This window comes from Halomicrobium sp. HArcht3-1, from assembly GCF_058933345.1.
The window spans coordinates 118,958-136,470 of sequence record NZ_JBZYDM010000006.1; the positions used below are offsets into that span (position 1 = coordinate 118,958).

Here is a 17,513-nt window from a genome sequence, read left to right on the forward strand (position 1 = left end):
CCACGCCGGACCCGGCCGTACCAAGACTTTCGGCCGCACTGTCGCCGTGGCTCCCGGACTCACTGCTAATACTGCCGGCTGTCCGTCTGTGAATAATTTCGCGACCCCGGGTCGCGAATATCTTGAAACAGTGACAGCCGACAGTATGAGAACGGGCGGCGTGGGTGCGAGCGAAACACGGGACCGGCCGGAGTAGAAACGGTTTTACGCGCCCGGTGGCGAACGTCCGATGGGAACAGCACGACCGCAAATCTGACTCGCCACGGGATTCCGTGGCTCTGGGATTGCGGCCGTGTTCGGTGTTTCGACACCACACGCTCGCGCTGCACCAGCAGCACGTAGCGGTCTGTGCCGTTCCAACTCAGACAATGGCACGAATGCACACCCGCCGCCGTGGCTCGTCCGACTCGGACAAGCCGGTGGCAGACGAACCCCCGGAGTGGAGTGACGTAGACGAAGACGCAATCGTTGAGCGCGTCGTCGAACTCGCCGAGCAGGGCCACTCGCCCAGCGAGATCGGCCTGAAACTGCGCGACGAAGGCGTTCAGGGCACGCCGGTGCCCGACGTCTCGCTCGCGACTGGCAAGAAGATCACCGAGATCCTCGAAGACAACGACGCCGAGGGCGACCTGCCCGAGGACCTGCGCAATCTGATGGCACGGGCCGTCCGTCTGCGAGAGCACATGGACGACAACCCCGGCGACCACCAGAACAAGCGCGCCCTGCAGAACACCCAGTCGAAGATCCGTCGCCTCGTCGACTACTACCGCGGCGACGAACTCGACGACGACTTCACCTACAGCTACGACAAAGCGAAACAACTGCTCGAGTAATCGATGTCCACAGCCGGTCGTGATCAGGTGCCTGCCACGCCGCCCAGCGATGTCGCCGCCGCCCTCGACGGAGCCGAGTTCGTTCGGCTCGTCGCGCGCGCAGACGGCGACGCGCTGGCAGCCACGGGCTTGCTCGCACGCGCGCTCTCGGCCCGTGACACGCCGTTCCAGGCGAGCGTCGCGCGGTCGTTCGACGACACGACGCGAGCGACCGACGCCGACGTGACCGTCGCCGTCGGCACGACCACGGACGCTGCCGACGCGACGCTCGCGGACGATCCTGTGAGTAGCGCCGCCGTCGAGGCAGTTCGCGCGCTGGGCGAGACGCCCGACCGCGCGCTCGCACTCGCCGGCACCACCGTCGCGGGCGACCGTGACGGGAGCGCCGGCGGCACGCTCGCCGAGGAAGCGGGCTTCGAGCGCCGACCCGGCGTCGCCATCCCCGTCAGCGACTACGCCGACGGTCTTGCCCACTCGACGCTCTTGCACGCGCCGTTCTCCGGCGAGCGGGCGGCGGTCGAGGACGCCATCGGGGCGCTCGATCTGGCCGACGACCGCGACGAGACGGCGCACCGTCGGATCGCCTCGCTGGTCGCACTGACCATCGCGGGCGACGAGACGGCGAGCGATCGGGCCAGCGAGGCGATCGAAGGTGCGCTCCACCCGTACGTCGGCGGACCGTTCGCGACGATCGGTGGCTACGGCGACGTGCTCGACGCGGTCGCACGCGAACGACCCGGCGTCGGCGTCGCACTCGCTCTCGGTCACGACGGCGTCCGCGAGCAGGCCCTCGAAGCCTGGCGCACCCACGCCAGTCGCGCCCACACGGGCATCCGAACCGCCGAAACCGGACGCTACGACGGCCTGTTCGTCGTCCGGGGCGACGCGATGCCGGTCGGCACCGTTGCCCGACTGGTCGCGCAGTTCCGCGCCCCCGAACCGGTGACGCTCGTCGTCACCGACGGGGCGGCCGCAGTCTACGCGACCGACGACAGCGACGTGGCGACGGCGATGTCCGCGGCCGCCAGTGCGACTGCCGGCGCGGCGGTCGGCCACGGGTCGCGGGCACGAGCACGTTTCGACGGTGATCAGGCGGACTTCCTCGTTCAGTTCCGGGAGGCACTATGAGAACGGCGACCATCCGCACCAGTCACGGCGACGACGCCACGGCCGAGCGGATCGCCCGTTCGCTGTCCCCGGACAACACCGACGAGATGAGCACGCGCGTCGACGGCGCACAGATCGTCACCACGATCGAACGCGAAACGACCGGTGGACTCCACTCGACGGTCGACGACTACGTCGTCAACCTCAGGGTTGCAGCACAGCTATCCGACCAATCGACAACACACACATCATGAGCGAACGATCCGTATCCCGACAGAAGCAAGAGAAGCGGTGGTACACCGTGCTCGCTCCCGAGCAGTTCGACCGGGAGGAACTCGGTGAGACCACGGCAGACGAAGCAGAGAAGGTGCTCGGTCGCACCATCAAGACCACGCTGGGCGAACTGAAGGACGACGCCAGCGAGAATAACACGAAACTCACCTTCAAGATCAACGAGGTCGCATCCGACTCCGCCTACACGGAGTTCATCAAGCACGAGCTGACCCGAGACTACCTGCGCTCGCTGGTCCGCCGTGGCTCCTCGAAGATCGCGGCCTACATCACCGTGCTGACGACGGACGACTACCGCGTCCAGATCCAGCCGGTCGCACTGACGACGAAGAAAGCCGACGCCTCCCAGGAGAAGGCCATCCGCCGCACGATGATCGACCTGGTCGAGGAGACGGCCGAAGACCGTACCTTCGAAGAACTCATCGACTCCATCGTCGAGGGTCGACTCTCCTCTGCGCTCTACGGCGAGTGCAAGGAGATCTACCCGCTGCGACGAGTCGAGATTCAGAAGACGACGCTGGAAGCCCGTCCCGAAGAGGTCGCCGCCGAGGAAGAGGCCTCGGTGGACGTCGAGGAGTAAGGCCGTTTTCACCGCGATTTTCTTCGCCGGTCACCGACCGCCAGCCGTAGCACTCGCTTACCGCACCGTAGACGGAGCCAAACTAAGGGTAAGCTCGGCCAATCCGCCCACAGCGTATGAGCCAACTGGAACAGCAGCCAGGGTACGACTACAGGCTGATCGAATCCGGGGATCGATCAGGGTTTCTCGATCTGCACGAGGAGGTGTGGGGTCACGAACGCCGCCCAGCGTGGTTCCAGTGGCGCTTCGAGGACAATCCGTATCTCGACGAGACGGCGATGGTCGTCGCCGAGCGCGACGGGCAGGTCGTCGGTGCCGAACCGTGTCTGGCGTTCAGGCTCCGGGTGGGTGCAGCGACGACTCTGGCGCTCCAGCCGGCAGACTGGGCCGTCCATCCCGACCACAGAAAGCGCGGCGTGTTCTCGGGGATGACCGACCGACTCCTCGAACGATACGACGACGGGCCGGCGGCGCTGTACTTCAATTTCCCCAACGACGTACTCGTCCCGGGGTTAGAGAAGTTCGACTGGACGATCCGGGACGGCCCGACGACGTACTACCGAATCCAGCGGCCGGGTCACGTCATCGAGCACGGAACGGGGTCGAAACGCGAGTTCCGATCGATCGCCTCCCGCAATCTCGGTCGCGTGGCCGCCCCGCTGACACGGGGGTACCTCCGCGCACGTGACCGACTCCGCCGGAGTGTGGACGGCTACTCGGTCCGGCGTCACGACTCGATCCCGGCCGATCTACTGGCAGCGATGGCACGGCAGGACGACGATGCGGACGTGATGTGCGTCGTCCGCGACGAGGCGTACTACCGGTGGCGCTTCGCGAATCCACGCTGGGAGACGACGACGTACGTCGCTCGCCGCGAGGGGGAACCGGTCGCGGGCTGTGTCGTCTGCTCCGAACGACGGGGCGACCTCCTGACGACCGCGCTCCTCGATACGGTCCCACGCGACGGCACTGTCGAACCGGATGCGTTCAGGGCCTTGCTCGGTCCGGTCGTCGCTGACGCGGCAGACGCCGACGTGGTGAAAGTCGGTACCGGACCGATCCCCGAGTCCGTGCTTCGGGCGTTCGGTTTCCGGGCCAACGACGCGTTCCCTATGTCTGCACTGTCGAACAGGACATCGTTGGCAGTGCGCTCGACGGCGGTAGACGACACGGGGAGCTTCGAGATCGGTGGCGTCGACCCGACTCAGGGATCGTGGCGGCTCGCGCTGGCGGATCAGGACATCGCGTAGGCTACTCGACGACGATCCGTCCGATCATCCCGTTTCGCTCGTGTGGAATACAGAAGTACGGATACTCGCCGGCGACCTCGAACGTGTGTTCGAAGGTGTCGCCCTGATACAGCGAGCCGGCAGTCCCGTCGCTCCACGCTTCTCGGGCGGCTTCCGTCTCTTCGAAGCCACCGGAGGCGAAGAAGGCGGCGTCTTCGGGGAGCTGTTTGCCGTAGGCCGTCACCGTGTGGGCGTGGGCACTCGTGTTTCGCCAGACGACCGTGTCGCCGACGCTGACGGTGAACTGCTGGGGTTCGAAGGCGTGCATCGTCATCCCGATGTCGTGCTCTGCGCTCCCGCTGGCGCTCAGACAGCCACTCAGGCCGACGGCGCTGACCCCGACGACACCCCGAAGATAGGCTCGGCGGTCCATACCTGCCCTCGGGACCCCACGACCAAAGACGCCTCGTTTTCCCGCGACGGTTCGCAACTGCAAAGTGGGGTCGCCGGGAGGGGGAGGTATGAAAGCGACCGCGAAGGCACACCCGATTCAGGGGCTGGTGAAGTACCACGGGATGCGCGACGAGGAACTGCGACTCCCGTATCACGACAGTATCAGCGTCTGTACGGCACCGAGCCACTCGAAGACCACCGCCGAGTTCGACCCCGCACTGGACGCCGACGAGTACGTCATCGACGGCGAACCGGTCGAGGGCCGCGGTGCAGAGCGGATCGACGCCGTCGTCGACCACGTCCGCGATCTGGCGGGGATCGACCACCGCGTGCGGTTCGAATCGACGAACTCCTTCCCGACGAACATCGGCTTCGGGTCGTCCTCGTCCGGCTTCGCGGCCGCAGCGATGGCGCTGGTCGAGGCCGCCGGGCTGGATATGACTCGCCCCGAAGTCTCGACGGTCGCACGGCGTGGCTCCTCCTCTGCCGCCCGCGCCGTCACCGGCGCGTTCTCGCACCTTCGAACGGGCCTGAACGACGAGGACTGTCGCTCCGAGCGCATCGAGACCGACCTCGAAGACGACCTGCGGATCGTCGCCGGGATGGTACCATCCTACAAGGAGACCGAAGCGGCCCACAAGGAAGCCGCCGAGAGCCACATGTTCGAGGGGCGGATGGCTCACATTCACGGCCAGATCGCAGAGATGCGCGATGCCCTCCACGACGGTGACTTCGATCGGACGTTCGAACTGGCCGAACACGACTCGCTGTCGCTCGCCGCAACGACGATGACCGGACCTGCCGGCTGGGTGTACTGGCAGCCCCGCACCCTCGAAATCTTCAACGCCGTCCGCGAACTCCGCGAGGACGACGTGCCGGTGTACTTCTCGGTCGACACGGGTGCGAGTGTCTACATCAACACGACCGCCGACTACGTCGACCGCGTCGAAGCCACCGTCGCTGACTGTGGCGTCGACACCCGCGTCTGGGAGGTCGGCGGTCCCGCCCGGATCCTCGACGAGTCCGAAGCGCTGTTCTGACTGGTCGACCGCGACCCACGTTTATACGCTGTCAGGTCTAACCGTGGGTATGCGCGTCGCTGTACTCGGTGCCGGATACGCCGGCCTGACCCTCGCCCGAAAGCTCGAATCGTCCCTCCCGGAGACCGCCGATCTGATCGTCGTCGACGAGGCCGCCGATCACGTCGTCCAGCACGAACTCCACCGTGTGATCCGGCGGCCGTCGATCGCCGAGGACATCTCGGTGCCCCTCGCGGACGTACTCGACTGCGAGATCCGGCGGGCGACGGTGACCGACGTGGACCCAGAGGCGGGGACAGCGTCTCTCGACGGCGCGCCCGATCTGGAATACGACGTGGGCGCGATCTGTCTGGGCGCGGTGACCGACTTCTACGACATTCCCGGACTTCAGGGGCACGCGACGCCACTCAAGCGACTTGCACACGCCAACGGGATCCGCGAGCAGTATCTCGACGTGCTCGACAGCGGCGGGCGCGTCGTCGTCGGCGGGGCGGGGCTGTCGGGCGTACAGGTCGCCGGTGAGCTGGCCGCGATGCGCGCCGATCGGACCCGCCGCGATGCAGCGTCAACTGACTGCGAAGACACTGGCCCGGTTCGGATCACGATCGACGACCACGACGATGGTGCCGAGGGAGTCGAATCGCAATCGAGCGAGTCGGACAGCGGAGTCGACGACGACACCGACGACCACGACACCGAGATCGTCCTGCTCGAACAGTTCGACAGCGTCGCCCCGAGCTTTCCCGAGAACTTCCAGCGGGCCGTCCACCAGCAGTTGACCAACCGCGATGTGGACGTGCGCACGGACACGGCTGTCGAGGCCGTCGAAGCGGACGTGGTCGATCTCTCGACGGGCGAGACACTCGCCTACGATCAGCTGATCTGGACCGGCGGTATCCGCGGACCGACGCCACTTCAGGACGAGCGACCGGTCGTCAGGAGCGACCTCCGACTGGCAGGCGACACGTTCCTCGTGGGTGATGCCGGCCGCGTCGTCGATGCGGACGGCGATGCAGCCCCGGCCAGCGCCCAGACGGCGATCAGGGAGGCCCGCGTCGCTGCACGGAACATCACGAAGCTCGTCAGGCACCGCACCGAGGGCGCAGGCGGCTTCGAGCCACGACTCGACCGCTACGCTTTCGACTCGCCGGGATGGCTCGTCTCGGTTGGCGACGGCGCGGTCGCACAGGTCGGCGGTACAGTTCTGACCGGGCGAGCGGCACTGGCGCTCAAGACATCCGTCGGCGCGGGCTATCTGGGCAGTATCGGTGCCGTCGAGAACGCCGTCGAACTGGTTCAGGAGGAACTGGGGCTGGCGATCGGTGCCGACGGCGAGGACCACGAAGCGGTGGACGGCGTCGATGACGGCGACCGCGAGGAGCGCCCGTCCCGCTGAAACCGGAGGGCACTTACCGCCGACAGGCCGACTGTCGAGCATGCGCATCGCCGACCGCCAGCGGGTCGAGGGTGGGCGCGAGCGGATCACGCTCGTCCCCGAGACCCTCGATGACCTGTGGCACCTCACCTACGTGATCGAGCCGGGCGACCGCGTTGCCGGCGACACGACCCGGCGAATCCAGCGTGACGACGACCAGTTACGCGATACCGGCGGCGAACGCGAACCGATGTGGCTGGCGATCGAGGTCACGGATGTGGAGTTCGCGAAGTTCGCCAACCGTCTGCGTGTCGGCGGCGAGATCGTCGACTGCTCCCGGGAGGATCAGCTCGACTTTCACCACACCTTCAACGTCGAAGAACACGACGAGATCGAGATCGAGAAGGTCTGGAAGCCCGACCAACTGGAGCGCGTCGAGGAGGCGACGGAGGCAACCGACCAGCCAGACGTGGCGATCGTCACCGTCGAGGAGGGGGAAGCCCACGTCCACACCGTCGCCCAGTACGGCACCGAGTCGCGGGCGTCGATCACCTCGACGACGGGCAAAGGCGACTACGCCCGGCCGCGCGAAGAACTGTTCGCGGAACTCGCGACAGTCCTCAAGCGACTCGACGTCGACGCCTACATCCTCGCCGGTCCCGGCTTCACGAAGCAGGACGCCCTGAAGTACCTGCAAGACGAGATTCCCGAAATCGCCGAGCAAATCACGATGGTCGACACCAGCGCGGTCGGCGACCGGGGCGTCCACGAAGTGCTCAAACGGGGCGCAGTCGAGGACGTCCAGACCCAGACCCGGATCGCCGAGGAGGCTGAACTGATCGACGAACTGATGGAGCGGATCGCGACCGGGGCGAAAGTCGCCTACGGCCCCGATGCAGTCGCCGAGGCCGCCGACTTTGGCGCGATCGAGGAGTTGCTCGTGCTGGACGAGCAACTGCGCGCGGAACGAAGCACTGAGGGCGAGTGGTCCGTCGATGTCGACGAGATCGTCACGACCACGGAGCAGAAGGGTGGCGACGTGACGGTCTTCTCCAACGAGTTCGATCCCGGCCGTCAACTGAAGAATCTCGGCGGTATCGCTGCGTTGCTCCGGTACAGGCTGGAGTGATACGGAGTAGCGTCGCCGTTTTCCCGGCCGACCGCACACCCTGTGCGGTTGATCCCGTCTCGATCGACGAAACTCCGTACGCGTTTCGTTCGCGTTCGATCCCGCTGAACCGCCGAAACGGTTTTCAGACGAGCCACCAACTATCTGTTACTTGCAGTGGGTACGGGTCGGGAGAACCACTATAATGTCATTCAAAGAGCAGGCTGACTTCGCCAGCCAGGTCGCCGATCTGAACAAATACGGGCAGGCACTCAATCAGTGTGAAACCGTCGAGGAAGTCGTCTCGCTGACACTGGAAGCGATGTCGCTCCTGTTCGAAACGGCCCACGCGACCTTCGTCGAGGTTCGGAACGACGAACTCCGTGTCGTCCACAGCACGGACCCGGACCGCGCCGCTGGCGATCCGCCCGGCGAGGTTGCACGCGAGGCGTTCGAGCGCCACGAGACCGTGATTCGGAACGACTCCGACGCGGAGACCGACGGCGACACCGAGACGACTCCGTCTCTCGCGGTCCCGGCGGCGGTCGTCGACGACGTGACTGCGGTCCTCGTGATGCGTTCGCGAAACGGCGAACCGTTCGACGATACGTACGTTCGGCCACTGGAGATCCTCGCCTCGCACGCCGCGACGGCGATCGGCAATATCCGTTCGCGCGAGCGTCTCGAACGCGCCAGACAGGATCTGGAGACGAAAAAAGAGATGATCGAACTGTACGATCGGCTCTTGCGCCACGATCTGGGCAACGATCTGCAGGTCATCATGGGCTTTTCGGAGGCACTCGTCGATATGATCGACGACGAGAACGCACACTACGCCGAGCGTATCCACGAGGCTGCGCGAAGTTCGTCCGATCTGATCCAGCGCGTCGGCACCATCGTCTCGACGATCGAGAACGAGCGAGAACCGGAACCGCGCGATCTGGCGGCTGTCCTCGAACGCGTCGTCAGGGAGGTCGAGACCCAGTACGACGCGATCACGGTCGAGTTCGATTCCGACGACTTCGACCAGATCGTGTACGCCGGCGATCTGCTCGGGTCGGTGTTTACCAACATCCTTTCGAACGCGGTGGTCCACAACGACGATCCGGTGACGGTGCAGGTCACCCTCGATGCGGGCGTCGACGACGTGGTCGTGGTCTTTGCGGACGACGGTGCGGGCATCGATCCGGCAGTGCGGGACACGCTGTTCGAGATGGGCAAGAAAGGGCCCGAAAGCGGCGGCAGTGGCTTCGGTCTCGGGTTCGTCCGCGCGCTCACGGAGTCGTACGGCGGCGACGTGACCGTCACGGAGAGCCAACAGGGTGGCGCGGCGTTTCGCGTGCGACTCCAGCGGGCATGACCGCGATCAGTCCTTGCCGTCGGTAGCGTCGACGGTCACGGTGAGTCCGTCGGAGGCAAAGCGCACGTCGCCGTCGTAGTGTTGTGCGATCGAGTCGAGCATCGCCTCGTGGCGGCCCTCGGTGTGTGGATACAGGTGCGTGAGATAGACGCGCCCGACGCTCGCGTCGGCGTCGTCGAGTACGCGTCCGAGTGCGGACGGGGTCGGGTGGTTCGACACGTCCACCTCGTCGGGGAACGAGCAGTCGTGGATCAACACGGCAGCGTCGTCGGCGAACTCGATTAGCTCCGTGAACGCCTCCGTATCCCCGCTGAAGACGACGGCGGGGCCGTCACCGTGGCTGAATCGGTAGGCGAAACATTGCATCGAGTGGCGTGTCTCCGTCGCGGCCACGTCGAACCCGGTCAGCGAGAAGCCATCGACGCCGATCTCCCGGATCGTGAGGTCGAGCCGTCCCTGCAAGTAGTCGTGCAGATCGAGCAGGCCATCGACGAGGTCTGTGGTCCCCGGCGGGCCGGCGATCGTCAGTTCGGTCGCGCCGGCCAGCCAGCGGGCTTTCAGCAGCACGTCAAGATCTGAAATGTGATCGAGGTGGTGGTGTGTCAGGAGGACTGCGTCGATCCCCTCGTAGCCCGTCTCCGTCCGTTCGAGTGCGTGCAGGACGCCGCTGCCACAGTCGACGAGGAGTCGGTCAGCACCGTCTGCGAGCAAGAGACCGGTCTGGAAGCGGTGGCCTGAGGGCATCGCGCTGCCGGTACCGAGAAACGTAACGCGCATGTCGGGTCGCTCGGGGTGGAGGGCCAAAGCGATTGTGTCGCGTGGACGGGCATCGAGCCGTCCGCGTCAGTGGGACCGGGGACCCGCTGGATCGTGGCGGGTGGGCGGGCAGGCGGCGACCGCCAACGGGGACGACAGGCCGTGGCTCATGTCGGCTGGTCCAGCCGCCGGCGGCGCAAGTACACCAATGGATGGGACAAATAAAGACTCACCCTTGGCTCAAAACCGATTTTTAGCCTCGGTAAGCTCGCCAGACCACGAGCACGACGAGGACGGTCAGTCCGCCGAGGAAGAAGGCGACACCCGGGGAGATGTCGAGACCGCCGCTGGAAACGATCTCGGTCGCCTGTGCCGTCGTGTCGACGGCCAGATCGTTCTCGGGGGTCGGCGTCTGGGCTAGCTCCGTGGCCTGTGATGCCTCGGTCGGGGTCGTCGTTTCGGTGGCTATCTGTGTGGGCGTCTCGGTCGGGGTCGTCGTCTCGACTGCTGTCTCGGTCGCCGTCGCCATCGGCTCCTCGGTCGCCGCCGTGGTCTCCACGGTGGTGTCGATCGTCGTTCCGGTTTCGTTGGACTCGACCTCCATGACTCCGAAGTCACCGCCACTATCGGTGGTCGCAGTCGGTGTTTCGGTCGCCGCTTCCGTCTCGGTCGCCGTCGTCCCGGCCGCGTTGCCCCCGTCGGAGGCGGCGTCGTATTCAGTCTCGACACCCGAGCGTCCACTGTCGCCGCCCGAACCGCCGGACTCACTCGCACTTTGCGCGCCCATCCCGAGCGACGGGAGGCTTCCGAACAGCTGTTCGATGACGAGACTACCGAGCGCGAGGATCCCGACGATGGGGAGGAGGCGCTTGACCATCGTGGTCAGCGAGCGCTTTCGTTCCTCGGTTCCGACGAACAGCACCGTCGGTTCCTCCGGTGGCTGGTAGACGGTCATCTCCTGACCCTTCTCTGAGTACTGTGTCCCCGCGACGCTGATCAGATCCTGTTCTTCGAGTTTGTCGATGTGGTAGGAGACCTTCTGGATCGACATTTCGAGTCGATCGGCGATCTCGGAGGGCGTGCCCGGCTCGCGATAGATCTCGTTCAGAATCGCCCGGGCGGTCTCGGAGTTGAGCGCGTCGAGTAGCGGGGCCACCTCGTCGTCGACACCGACGACCTGAAGCTCCCCCTCCTGTGACGTACTCGTATCCGGGCCTCTGGAGGGCAGCAGTGACATACCAGTATCACAAACGTCCAGTGTTATGAATCTCGTGAAGTGTGCGATCGAATTTTGACCGATCCCGTTCCGTTGCTATCGACGGGATGAGATGTCGAAAAACGGCGGTAGAGGGGATAGAGAGTACAGTTACTGCCTTTCGCTTCCTGTTTCCCGGCGACAGTGCCGGCCCTGTGAGACCGGCAGCCGAAATCTGTCAGTTCGTTCGCTGAAAATCGAGTTTCAATCATCGATCGGTGCGAACGGGCGAGACGGCGGTGCCCGCTCAGCCGTCGATGGTGTCGAGGACTGCCTCCCGTTCCGTCTCGGACAGTTGGACCAGCGGCGGTCGGACGGCGTCGCTCGCGATGGTGCCGCGCTCGGCCAACACGGCTTTACAGACCGTCGCGAACTCGTGGTCGAGACACGCACGAAAGAGCGGGTCGATCCGCGCCGACTGGTGGCGGCGCGCGGCGTCGATGTCGCCCGCTGTGACCGCTGTCCCCGCATCAGCGAACGTCTCCGCGAGCAGGTGCGTAACAGCACCGATACAGCCATCGGCGCCCATCACGAGCGAAGGGACGTACTGGGCGTCCCAGCCCTGCAGGACTGTGAACGACGCTGGCGTGCGGTCGACGACCTCGTCGAAGTACGTCAGGTCGCCACTCGAATCCTTGATCCCGTCGTAGCGGCCCCGGTCGGCGAGCGAGGCGACTGTCTCGACCGCGAACGACTGCCCGGCGGCCGACGGGATGTTGTAGAGATACAGCGGCAGTGACCCACCGGCCGCGACGGCGTCGAGGAACCGCTCGTTGCCCTCGGGTGCGGCCTGTCCGCCGTAATAGGGTGCGACGACGAGGGCCGAATCGGCACCGGCGTCAGCGGCCGACTGGATGCGGTCGCGAACGTCCGCGACCGCAGTGCCGCCGACGCCGGCCATCACCGTCGTCTGCCCATCGGCGGCTTCGACTGTCGTCTCGATCACACGCTGTCGTTCCGCGTCCGTCAGCGCCGCGAACTCCCCGGTCGTCCCGCAGGGGACGAGTCGGTCGACACCGCGCGAAACGAGGTCCTCGACGAGCGCCGCGAGCGAGTCGGTGTCGAGTCGTCCGTCGTCGTCGAACGGCGTTACGATCGGACAGCCCACGCTGTAGTCCATACAGGCCCACCGGTCGTAATCGGGTTAGCGTTTTGGGACCTGTGGAGACGAATAGCTATTATCTCTGGGCGCGAATGCTGAGGAAGTGGCGCGACGCGACCAATACACAGATCGGTCGGAGGTCACCAGCGCGGATCCCGCGACGGTCATCTTCCCCGACGAGAGCGAAGACGAGAACACACTCGTGTACGGACCAGCACTGAGTGGCAAGAGCAGTCTCGCAATGGCGGCCGTGGCCGGCGCAGTCGGTGTCCCAGAGACTCCGATCATCGTCACGACGAGCGATACGGCGGCCCAGTGCCGCGAGCGCCTCGAACCATTGTTGCCGACGGCAGCGTCCGCCGACGAAACCCTCCTGATCGACGCGAGCGACGTCACCCAGTCGGAAGGTATCACCGACGGATGGACGGTCTCGGTCGGTTCGCCGGCGGATCTGACCGGGATCGGGATCGCCCTCTCGAAGGGGTTCGACCGCCTCGAAGCGATCGGACACGGCGGGCAGTACATCCTCGTCGACACCCTCACGACGCTGCTGATCTACACCGACTTCGACCGTGTCTTTCGGTTCGTCGACGACCTCAACCGTCGCGCCGCCGAGTCGAACCGGGCCATCGTCTCCGTGCTCGACGACGACGCAATCGACGAAACGACGCTGATGAAACTCCTCCAGTTGTTCGACCGCGTGATCCAGGTCCGGATCGAAGACGGCACGACGACGTTCAGACGCCGTGGCGAACGGGAAACCGACTGGTACGACTACGACCCAACTAAGGCCGGGGGGAAATAATGAGAAGCCTCCTCGACTACCTCGGGAACCAGACGGTGACACTCACCGTGTACAACTTCGACGGGACGGACGAGCAGTGGCAGACGCTTACAGAGCGCCTCGGGAACTACGGTGTCGAGTTGCGAGCGGACACGCCGGAGTACGAGACACCGACGAACGTCGGTCTCCTCCACGAGGGCGACGAACTGCTGGATGTCGTCTCGGTGTCGTCACTGGCTGCCCGTCTCAGTGCCGACGACAGCGACGAAACGGCGCTCCCGGAGGTGCTGTCGACAGACCAGCGCACGACCGTCAAACCGGGCCGTTCGATCGAGGACATGGTGCGGATCTCTCGGGAGTTCGAGCGCCGGGCCTGGCGAACCGGTGACGGCGTGATCCACGCCGGATTCCAGCGTCTCTCCGCTGTCGCACACTCCGAACGGACCATCGAGGTGTACGAACGCCTCGCCGAAACCGGCGTCGAGGTGATCGTGTACGGCTATCCAGACACTGACCTCTCCGGGGTGTCGTTTACCGTCGTCGAAGACACCGGGAGAGAACTCGAATCCTACTGGTTCCTCCTCTTCGATGGCGCAGGGAAGCCGACTCGAAACGCGGCGCTCGTCTCGGAGGAGTGTACCGACCCACAGGCGACGGTCACAGACCAGCGTGAGCGCGACTCGGTGCCACCGACCGCGTCGTCCGAGCACCGAACCTACGACAGTTACTGGACGACCGATCCACAGACAGTCGACCGTCTGTACGAACTCGCCGCCGAGGATCACGCTTCGGTACTGCGGTCGGACTGGACGCCGAACCGATGAATCGCCGCGGGTGACAGCGCGTCACCGGTCGGACCAGGCATCGACTCGACGGACCCGCTGCGGTCCGAAGGCACTTGCCCACGCAGTCCTACTCCCCGGCAAGCAATGGACACACGGGAGCGACTCGCGAGCGTCGACCCGGACTTCGATCCCGACACCGTCGACATCGACGACGGTGACGTGCTCGAACGGCTCGCACCCGTCGTTCGGGAGTGGTGGATCGAACAGTTCGGCGAGTACGTCCCCCAGAACGGCGGCTTCTTCACGCCGCCACAGAAGGAGGCGATCCCGCTGATCGACGACCGCGAGAACGCTCTGATCGCCGCCCCGACGGGCAGCGGCAAGACCCTGAGTGCCTACACCGCGATCATCGACGATCTGTTCGCGAAAGCCCGCGACGACGACCTCGACAACAGCGTCTACTGCCTCTACGTCTCGCCGCTGAAGTCACTGGCAAACGACATCCACCGGAATCTGGAGGTGCCACTCGACGGTATCACCGAAAAGCTGGACGACCGGGGTGAATCGGTCGACCTTCGCCACGCCATCCGTCACGGCGACACGAGCGACAGCGAGCGCCAGCGGATGCTTTCGACGACGCCACACATCCTCAACACGACGCCCGAGACCCTCGCCATCCTGCTCAACAGTCCGAAGTTCAAAGAGAAGCTTCGGACCGTCGAGTACGTCATCGTCGACGAGATTCACAGCCTCGCCGAGAACAAACGCGGCACCCACCTCGCGGTGGCACTGGAGCGACTGGAGGCGATGGCCGAGCAGTCACCGACCCGGATCGGCTGTTCGGCGACGGTCGAACCGCTCGATACGGTCGCCGAGTTCCTCGTCGGTGGCGAACGGACCGCCTCGGACGATGGGGCGACAGCCGACGGAGACGACGGCTGGACTCCGCGGGACTGCGAAATCGTCGACGCCCGCTTCGCCCGCGAGTTCGATATGAAGCTGACGACGCCGGCCGACGACCTCATCGACACGCCACAGGACGTGATTCAGGGCCGCTTCTACAGTCAGCTTCACGACCTGATACAGGATCACACCAACACACTCGTGTTCACCAACACGCGCTCGGGAGCGGAGCGAGTGCTGCACAATCTTCGTGAGGACTACGACGCCTACGGCGAGGACAATTCGGGCTGTCACCACGGCAGCCTCTCGAAAGAACGGCGTCACGAGATCGAGGAACAGTTGAAGGACGGCACGCTCGACGTGGTGACGACCTCGACGAGTCTGGAACTGGGGATCGACATGCCCCACATCGACCTCGTCGTGCAGGTCGGCTCGCCCAAGTCCGTCGCTGCTCTGCTCCAGCGCGTCGGCCGGGCGGGGCACCAACTGGGCCAGACGGTGACGGGCCGCGTCGTCGCGCTCGACCGGGACGAACTTGTCGAGTGTGCCGTCATGCTCAAGAAGGCCGAGGAGGGGTTCGTCGACCGGGTGTTCGTCCCCGAGCGTGCACAGGACGTGGCGACTCAGCACGTCTACGGCATGGCGATCAATCGAATTCGGCCGGAAGCCGACGTGAAGGCGATCCTCCGCAGGGCCTACCCATACCGGCACTACACCGACGACGAGTGGGAACAGCTGTGTCGCTATCTCACCGCCGACTACCCCGGGATGGAAGAGAAGAACGTCTACGCCAAGATCTGGCGCGATACCAACGACCGGCCCGACGGTGAGCACCACTACGAGGAGTACGACGTTGGCGAGCACCTGATCGGTAAGCGCGGGCGGATGGCCCGCGTCATCTACATGACCAACATCGGGACGATCCCCGATTCGTTCACCTGTGACGTGTACACCCGCTCGGGCAAGGAGTGGGTCGGCCAACTCGACGAGCAGTACCTCGACACGCTCGAATCCGGCGACGTGTTCGTCCTCGGTGGGGACCACTTCGAGTACCGCTATCGTCGCGGTTCGAAGGTGTACGTCGACCGGACGAGCGCGCGCCCGACAGTCCCCTCGTGGTTCTCCGAACGCCTCCCCCTCTCGTACGATCTGGGCCGCGAGATACTCACGTTTCAGCGCGAACTGCTGGACAGACTCGCCACCGGCGGCCCGCCGGAGGTCCGCCTGTGGCTTCGGGAATTACCGCTCGACGAGAACACGGTCCGGGCGATCACGCGGATGTTCGCCGAACAGGTCGCTTACGCCGGCTCGGCGAGCGTCGCGACCGACGAGCGACTCGTCGTCGAGGAGGCACTGGACCACGACGAGTACGAGCGCCGCTACTACGTCCACTCGGGCTACGGTCGGCGCTTCAACGACGGCTTCTCGCGCCTGCTGGCCTACCACGTCGCCCAGCGCGCCAGCGCGAACGTACAGGTCGCCGTCGCCGACAACGGCTTCACGCTCTCGATGCCGCTGAACCGCAAAGTCGACGTGACCGGCATTGTCGAGGACATCGACCCGACCGAGGTCCGCGCGGACCTCCGGGCCAGCCTCGACGGGACGGACCTCCTCCAGCGATACTTCCGTATCAACGCGACCCGTGCCCTGATGATCCTCAAGCGCTACAAGGGCTACGAGAAATCGGCCAGCGAGCAGCAGGTCAACGCCGAGATGCTGCTCTCGTTCGCCGAGGACCTCGGCGAGTTCGCCGTCGTCGAGGAGACGTACCGCGAGATCCTCGAAGACAAGCTCAACGTCGCCGCCATCGAGGACGTTACCGGGGCGATCCAGTGCGGCGACATCGACGTCGAGACTGTCCGGGTCGACTCGCCGTCGCCACGTGCCTTCGGGCTGGCGACGCTGCTGGCGAGTGATGTGGTGCTGGCCGAAGACGAGAGCGCCGTCCTGCAGGCGTTCCACGAGCGCGTGATCGAGACAATCGACGACGAACGTCGCCCTGCCGAGGGGTGACGATGTGCGGGCCGATCTGACACCAACGCTTTTCATCGCACCGGTCCCGAATTCGAGCATGGAGACGATCAATCCCCGCGTGCAGGTCCTCTGGATCGGACGCGCCGTCGTGCTCGCGGCGGTCCTCGGTGCTGTCGCGGCCGCCGTCGATCGATTTGCCCTGCCGATCGGAACGGTGGCCGTCGGCGGCTTCCTCCTCGTGATCGCGCTCGCCGGGACCGTTCACGCAGTCCTTCGATTTCGTCGCTGGCGGTTCGAAATTCAGGACGACGCGCTCTATCTGGTCCGCGGCGTGATCACACAGGTCGACACCTCAGTTCCCTACGTCCGGGTCCAGCACACGGACACCCAGCGAGGGCCGATCGAGCGACTGGTCGGTCTCTCCAGTGTCGTCGTCTACACCGCCGGCACTCGCGGTGCCGACATCAGGATTCCGGGCCTGCGACCCCAGCGAGCGACGGAACTGCGCGAGCAACTGCGCGAACTCGCCGCCGAGAGCGAGGGTACCGACGCGGTATGATCGTCGTTCGCCACGCCAA

At 65.5% G+C, this 17,513-nt stretch carries 17 protein-coding genes; 13 read left to right on the forward strand and 4 right to left on the reverse strand.

Features of this window, described 5'->3' with window-relative positions; genetic code table 11:
* Nucleotides 1-368: 368 nt before the first annotated feature.
* From AC5FRW_RS11850 to AC5FRW_RS11870, 5 genes are all read left to right on the forward strand, one after another.
* The gene (locus tag AC5FRW_RS11850; protein WP_493568668.1) at nt 369-833 is read left to right on the forward strand and encodes a 30S ribosomal protein S15; all 465 of its coding nucleotides are present in this window, start codon (nt 369-371) and stop codon (nt 831-833) included.
* A 3-nt stretch (nt 834-836) separates the two neighbouring features.
* The gene (locus tag AC5FRW_RS11855) at nt 837-1,961 is read left to right on the forward strand and encodes a hypothetical protein (RefSeq protein WP_493568669.1); all 1,125 of its coding nucleotides are present in this window, start codon (nt 837-839) and stop codon (nt 1,959-1,961) included.
* Entirely contained in the window at nt 1,958-2,194 is a 237-nt protein-coding gene (locus AC5FRW_RS11860; RefSeq protein WP_493568670.1) for a KEOPS complex subunit Pcc1, read from the forward strand. Before AC5FRW_RS11855 ends, AC5FRW_RS11860 begins: the two co-directional genes overlap by 4 nt.
* Nucleotides 2,191-2,811 carry a 30S ribosomal protein S3ae gene (locus tag AC5FRW_RS11865; RefSeq protein WP_493568671.1) on the forward strand — a complete coding sequence of 207 codons (621 nt, stop codon included), beginning with the start codon at nt 2,191-2,193 and terminating at the stop codon, nt 2,809-2,811. Before AC5FRW_RS11860 ends, AC5FRW_RS11865 begins: the two co-directional genes overlap by 4 nt.
* 116 nt (nt 2,812-2,927) lie before the next feature.
* Nucleotides 2,928-4,061 (forward strand): GNAT family N-acetyltransferase, encoded by a 1,134-nt coding sequence (locus AC5FRW_RS11870; protein WP_493568672.1) that lies wholly within the window; start codon nt 2,928-2,930, stop codon nt 4,059-4,061.
* Between the two features lies 1 nt (nt 4,062).
* Here the strand turns inward: AC5FRW_RS11870 and AC5FRW_RS11875 are convergent, their stop codons facing one another.
* Nucleotides 4,063-4,473, reverse strand: a complete 411-nt coding sequence (locus AC5FRW_RS11875; protein WP_493568673.1) for a plastocyanin/azurin family copper-binding protein — start codon at nt 4,471-4,473, stop codon at nt 4,063-4,065.
* An 88-nt stretch (nt 4,474-4,561) separates the two neighbouring features.
* On the opposite strand from AC5FRW_RS11875, the gene mvaD reads away from it, so the two are divergent.
* From mvaD to AC5FRW_RS11895, 4 genes are all read left to right on the forward strand, one after another.
* Complete coding sequence (gene mvaD, locus AC5FRW_RS11880) at nt 4,562-5,533, forward strand: phosphomevalonate decarboxylase MvaD (protein WP_493568674.1); 972 nt, start codon at nt 4,562-4,564, stop codon at nt 5,531-5,533.
* Between the two features lie 49 nt (nt 5,534-5,582).
* A complete protein-coding gene (locus AC5FRW_RS11885) occupies nt 5,583-6,929 on the forward strand; it encodes an NAD(P)/FAD-dependent oxidoreductase (RefSeq protein WP_493568675.1) in 1,347 nt (448 codons plus the stop codon).
* Between the two features lie 40 nt (nt 6,930-6,969).
* On the forward strand, nt 6,970-8,037 hold the full coding sequence (locus AC5FRW_RS11890; protein WP_493568676.1) for an mRNA surveillance protein pelota: 1,068 nt from the start codon (nt 6,970-6,972) through the stop codon (nt 8,035-8,037).
* 184 nt (nt 8,038-8,221) lie between these two features.
* Nucleotides 8,222-9,376, forward strand: a complete 1,155-nt coding sequence (locus AC5FRW_RS11895) for a sensor histidine kinase (protein WP_493568677.1) — start codon at nt 8,222-8,224, stop codon at nt 9,374-9,376.
* A gap of 6 nt (nt 9,377-9,382) precedes the next feature.
* On the opposite strand, the gene AC5FRW_RS11900 is transcribed toward AC5FRW_RS11895, so the two are convergent.
* The 3 genes from AC5FRW_RS11900 to AC5FRW_RS11910 form a co-directional block, all read right to left on the reverse strand.
* Nucleotides 9,383-10,153, reverse strand: a complete 771-nt coding sequence (locus AC5FRW_RS11900) for an MBL fold metallo-hydrolase (RefSeq protein ID WP_493568678.1) — start codon at nt 10,151-10,153, stop codon at nt 9,383-9,385.
* Nucleotides 10,154-10,385: 232 nt separating this feature from the next.
* Entirely contained in the window at nt 10,386-11,369 is a 984-nt protein-coding gene (locus tag AC5FRW_RS11905; RefSeq protein WP_493568679.1) for an ArsR/SmtB family transcription factor, read from the reverse strand.
* A gap of 265 nt (nt 11,370-11,634) precedes the next feature.
* Nucleotides 11,635-12,507 carry a dihydrodipicolinate synthase family protein gene (locus tag AC5FRW_RS11910; protein WP_493568680.1) on the reverse strand — a complete coding sequence of 291 codons (873 nt, stop codon included), beginning with the start codon at nt 12,505-12,507 and terminating at the stop codon, nt 11,635-11,637.
* Between the two features lie 85 nt (nt 12,508-12,592).
* On the opposite strand from AC5FRW_RS11910, the gene AC5FRW_RS11915 reads away from it, so the two are divergent.
* From AC5FRW_RS11915 to AC5FRW_RS11930, 4 genes are all read left to right on the forward strand, one after another.
* A complete protein-coding gene (locus tag AC5FRW_RS11915; protein ID WP_493568681.1) occupies nt 12,593-13,294 on the forward strand; it encodes a DUF7504 family protein in 702 nt (233 codons plus the stop codon).
* A complete protein-coding gene (locus AC5FRW_RS11920) occupies nt 13,294-14,097 on the forward strand; it encodes a DICT sensory domain-containing protein (protein ID WP_493568682.1) in 804 nt (267 codons plus the stop codon). The genes AC5FRW_RS11915 and AC5FRW_RS11920 overlap by 1 nt, the downstream gene beginning before the upstream one ends.
* A gap of 105 nt (nt 14,098-14,202) precedes the next feature.
* A complete protein-coding gene (locus AC5FRW_RS11925; protein ID WP_493568683.1) occupies nt 14,203-16,974 on the forward strand; it encodes an ATP-dependent helicase in 2,772 nt (923 codons plus the stop codon).
* Nucleotides 16,975-17,032: 58 nt separating this feature from the next.
* Nucleotides 17,033-17,494: a PH domain-containing protein gene (locus AC5FRW_RS11930; RefSeq protein WP_493568684.1), complete on the forward strand. Its 462-nt coding sequence runs from the start codon at nt 17,033-17,035 to the stop codon at nt 17,492-17,494.
* The last annotated feature ends 19 nt before the right edge of the window (nt 17,495-17,513 follow it).

Bases quoted from the DNA above. Each gene is read 5' to 3' on its own strand.
- AC5FRW_RS11850 (WP_493568668.1), top strand. From the start codon at position 369: ATGGCACGAATGCACACCCGCCGCCGTGGCTCGTCCGACTCGGACAAG.
- AC5FRW_RS11855 (WP_493568669.1), top strand. From the start codon at position 837: ATGTCCACAGCCGGTCGTGATCAGGTGCCTGCCACGCCGCCCAGCGAT.
- AC5FRW_RS11860 (WP_493568670.1), top strand. From the start codon at position 1,958: ATGAGAACGGCGACCATCCGCACCAGTCACGGCGACGACGCCACGGCC.
- AC5FRW_RS11865 (WP_493568671.1), top strand. From the start codon at position 2,191: ATGAGCGAACGATCCGTATCCCGACAGAAGCAAGAGAAGCGGTGGTAC.
- AC5FRW_RS11870 (WP_493568672.1), top strand. From the start codon at position 2,928: ATGAGCCAACTGGAACAGCAGCCAGGGTACGACTACAGGCTGATCGAA.
- AC5FRW_RS11875 (WP_493568673.1), bottom strand. From the start codon at position 4,473: ATGGACCGCCGAGCCTATCTTCGGGGTGTCGTCGGGGTCAGCGCCGTC.
- mvaD (WP_493568674.1), top strand. From the start codon at position 4,562: ATGAAAGCGACCGCGAAGGCACACCCGATTCAGGGGCTGGTGAAGTAC.
- AC5FRW_RS11885 (WP_493568675.1), top strand. From the start codon at position 5,583: ATGCGCGTCGCTGTACTCGGTGCCGGATACGCCGGCCTGACCCTCGCC.
- AC5FRW_RS11890 (WP_493568676.1), top strand. From the start codon at position 6,970: ATGCGCATCGCCGACCGCCAGCGGGTCGAGGGTGGGCGCGAGCGGATC.
- AC5FRW_RS11895 (WP_493568677.1), top strand. From the start codon at position 8,222: ATGTCATTCAAAGAGCAGGCTGACTTCGCCAGCCAGGTCGCCGATCTG.
- AC5FRW_RS11900 (WP_493568678.1), bottom strand. From the start codon at position 10,153: ATGCGCGTTACGTTTCTCGGTACCGGCAGCGCGATGCCCTCAGGCCAC.
- AC5FRW_RS11905 (WP_493568679.1), bottom strand. From the start codon at position 11,369: ATGTCACTGCTGCCCTCCAGAGGCCCGGATACGAGTACGTCACAGGAG.
- AC5FRW_RS11910 (WP_493568680.1), bottom strand. From the start codon at position 12,507: ATGGACTACAGCGTGGGCTGTCCGATCGTAACGCCGTTCGACGACGAC.
- AC5FRW_RS11920 (WP_493568682.1), top strand. From the start codon at position 13,294: ATGAGAAGCCTCCTCGACTACCTCGGGAACCAGACGGTGACACTCACC.
- AC5FRW_RS11925 (WP_493568683.1), top strand. From the start codon at position 14,203: ATGGACACACGGGAGCGACTCGCGAGCGTCGACCCGGACTTCGATCCC.
- AC5FRW_RS11930 (WP_493568684.1), top strand. From the start codon at position 17,033: ATGGAGACGATCAATCCCCGCGTGCAGGTCCTCTGGATCGGACGCGCC.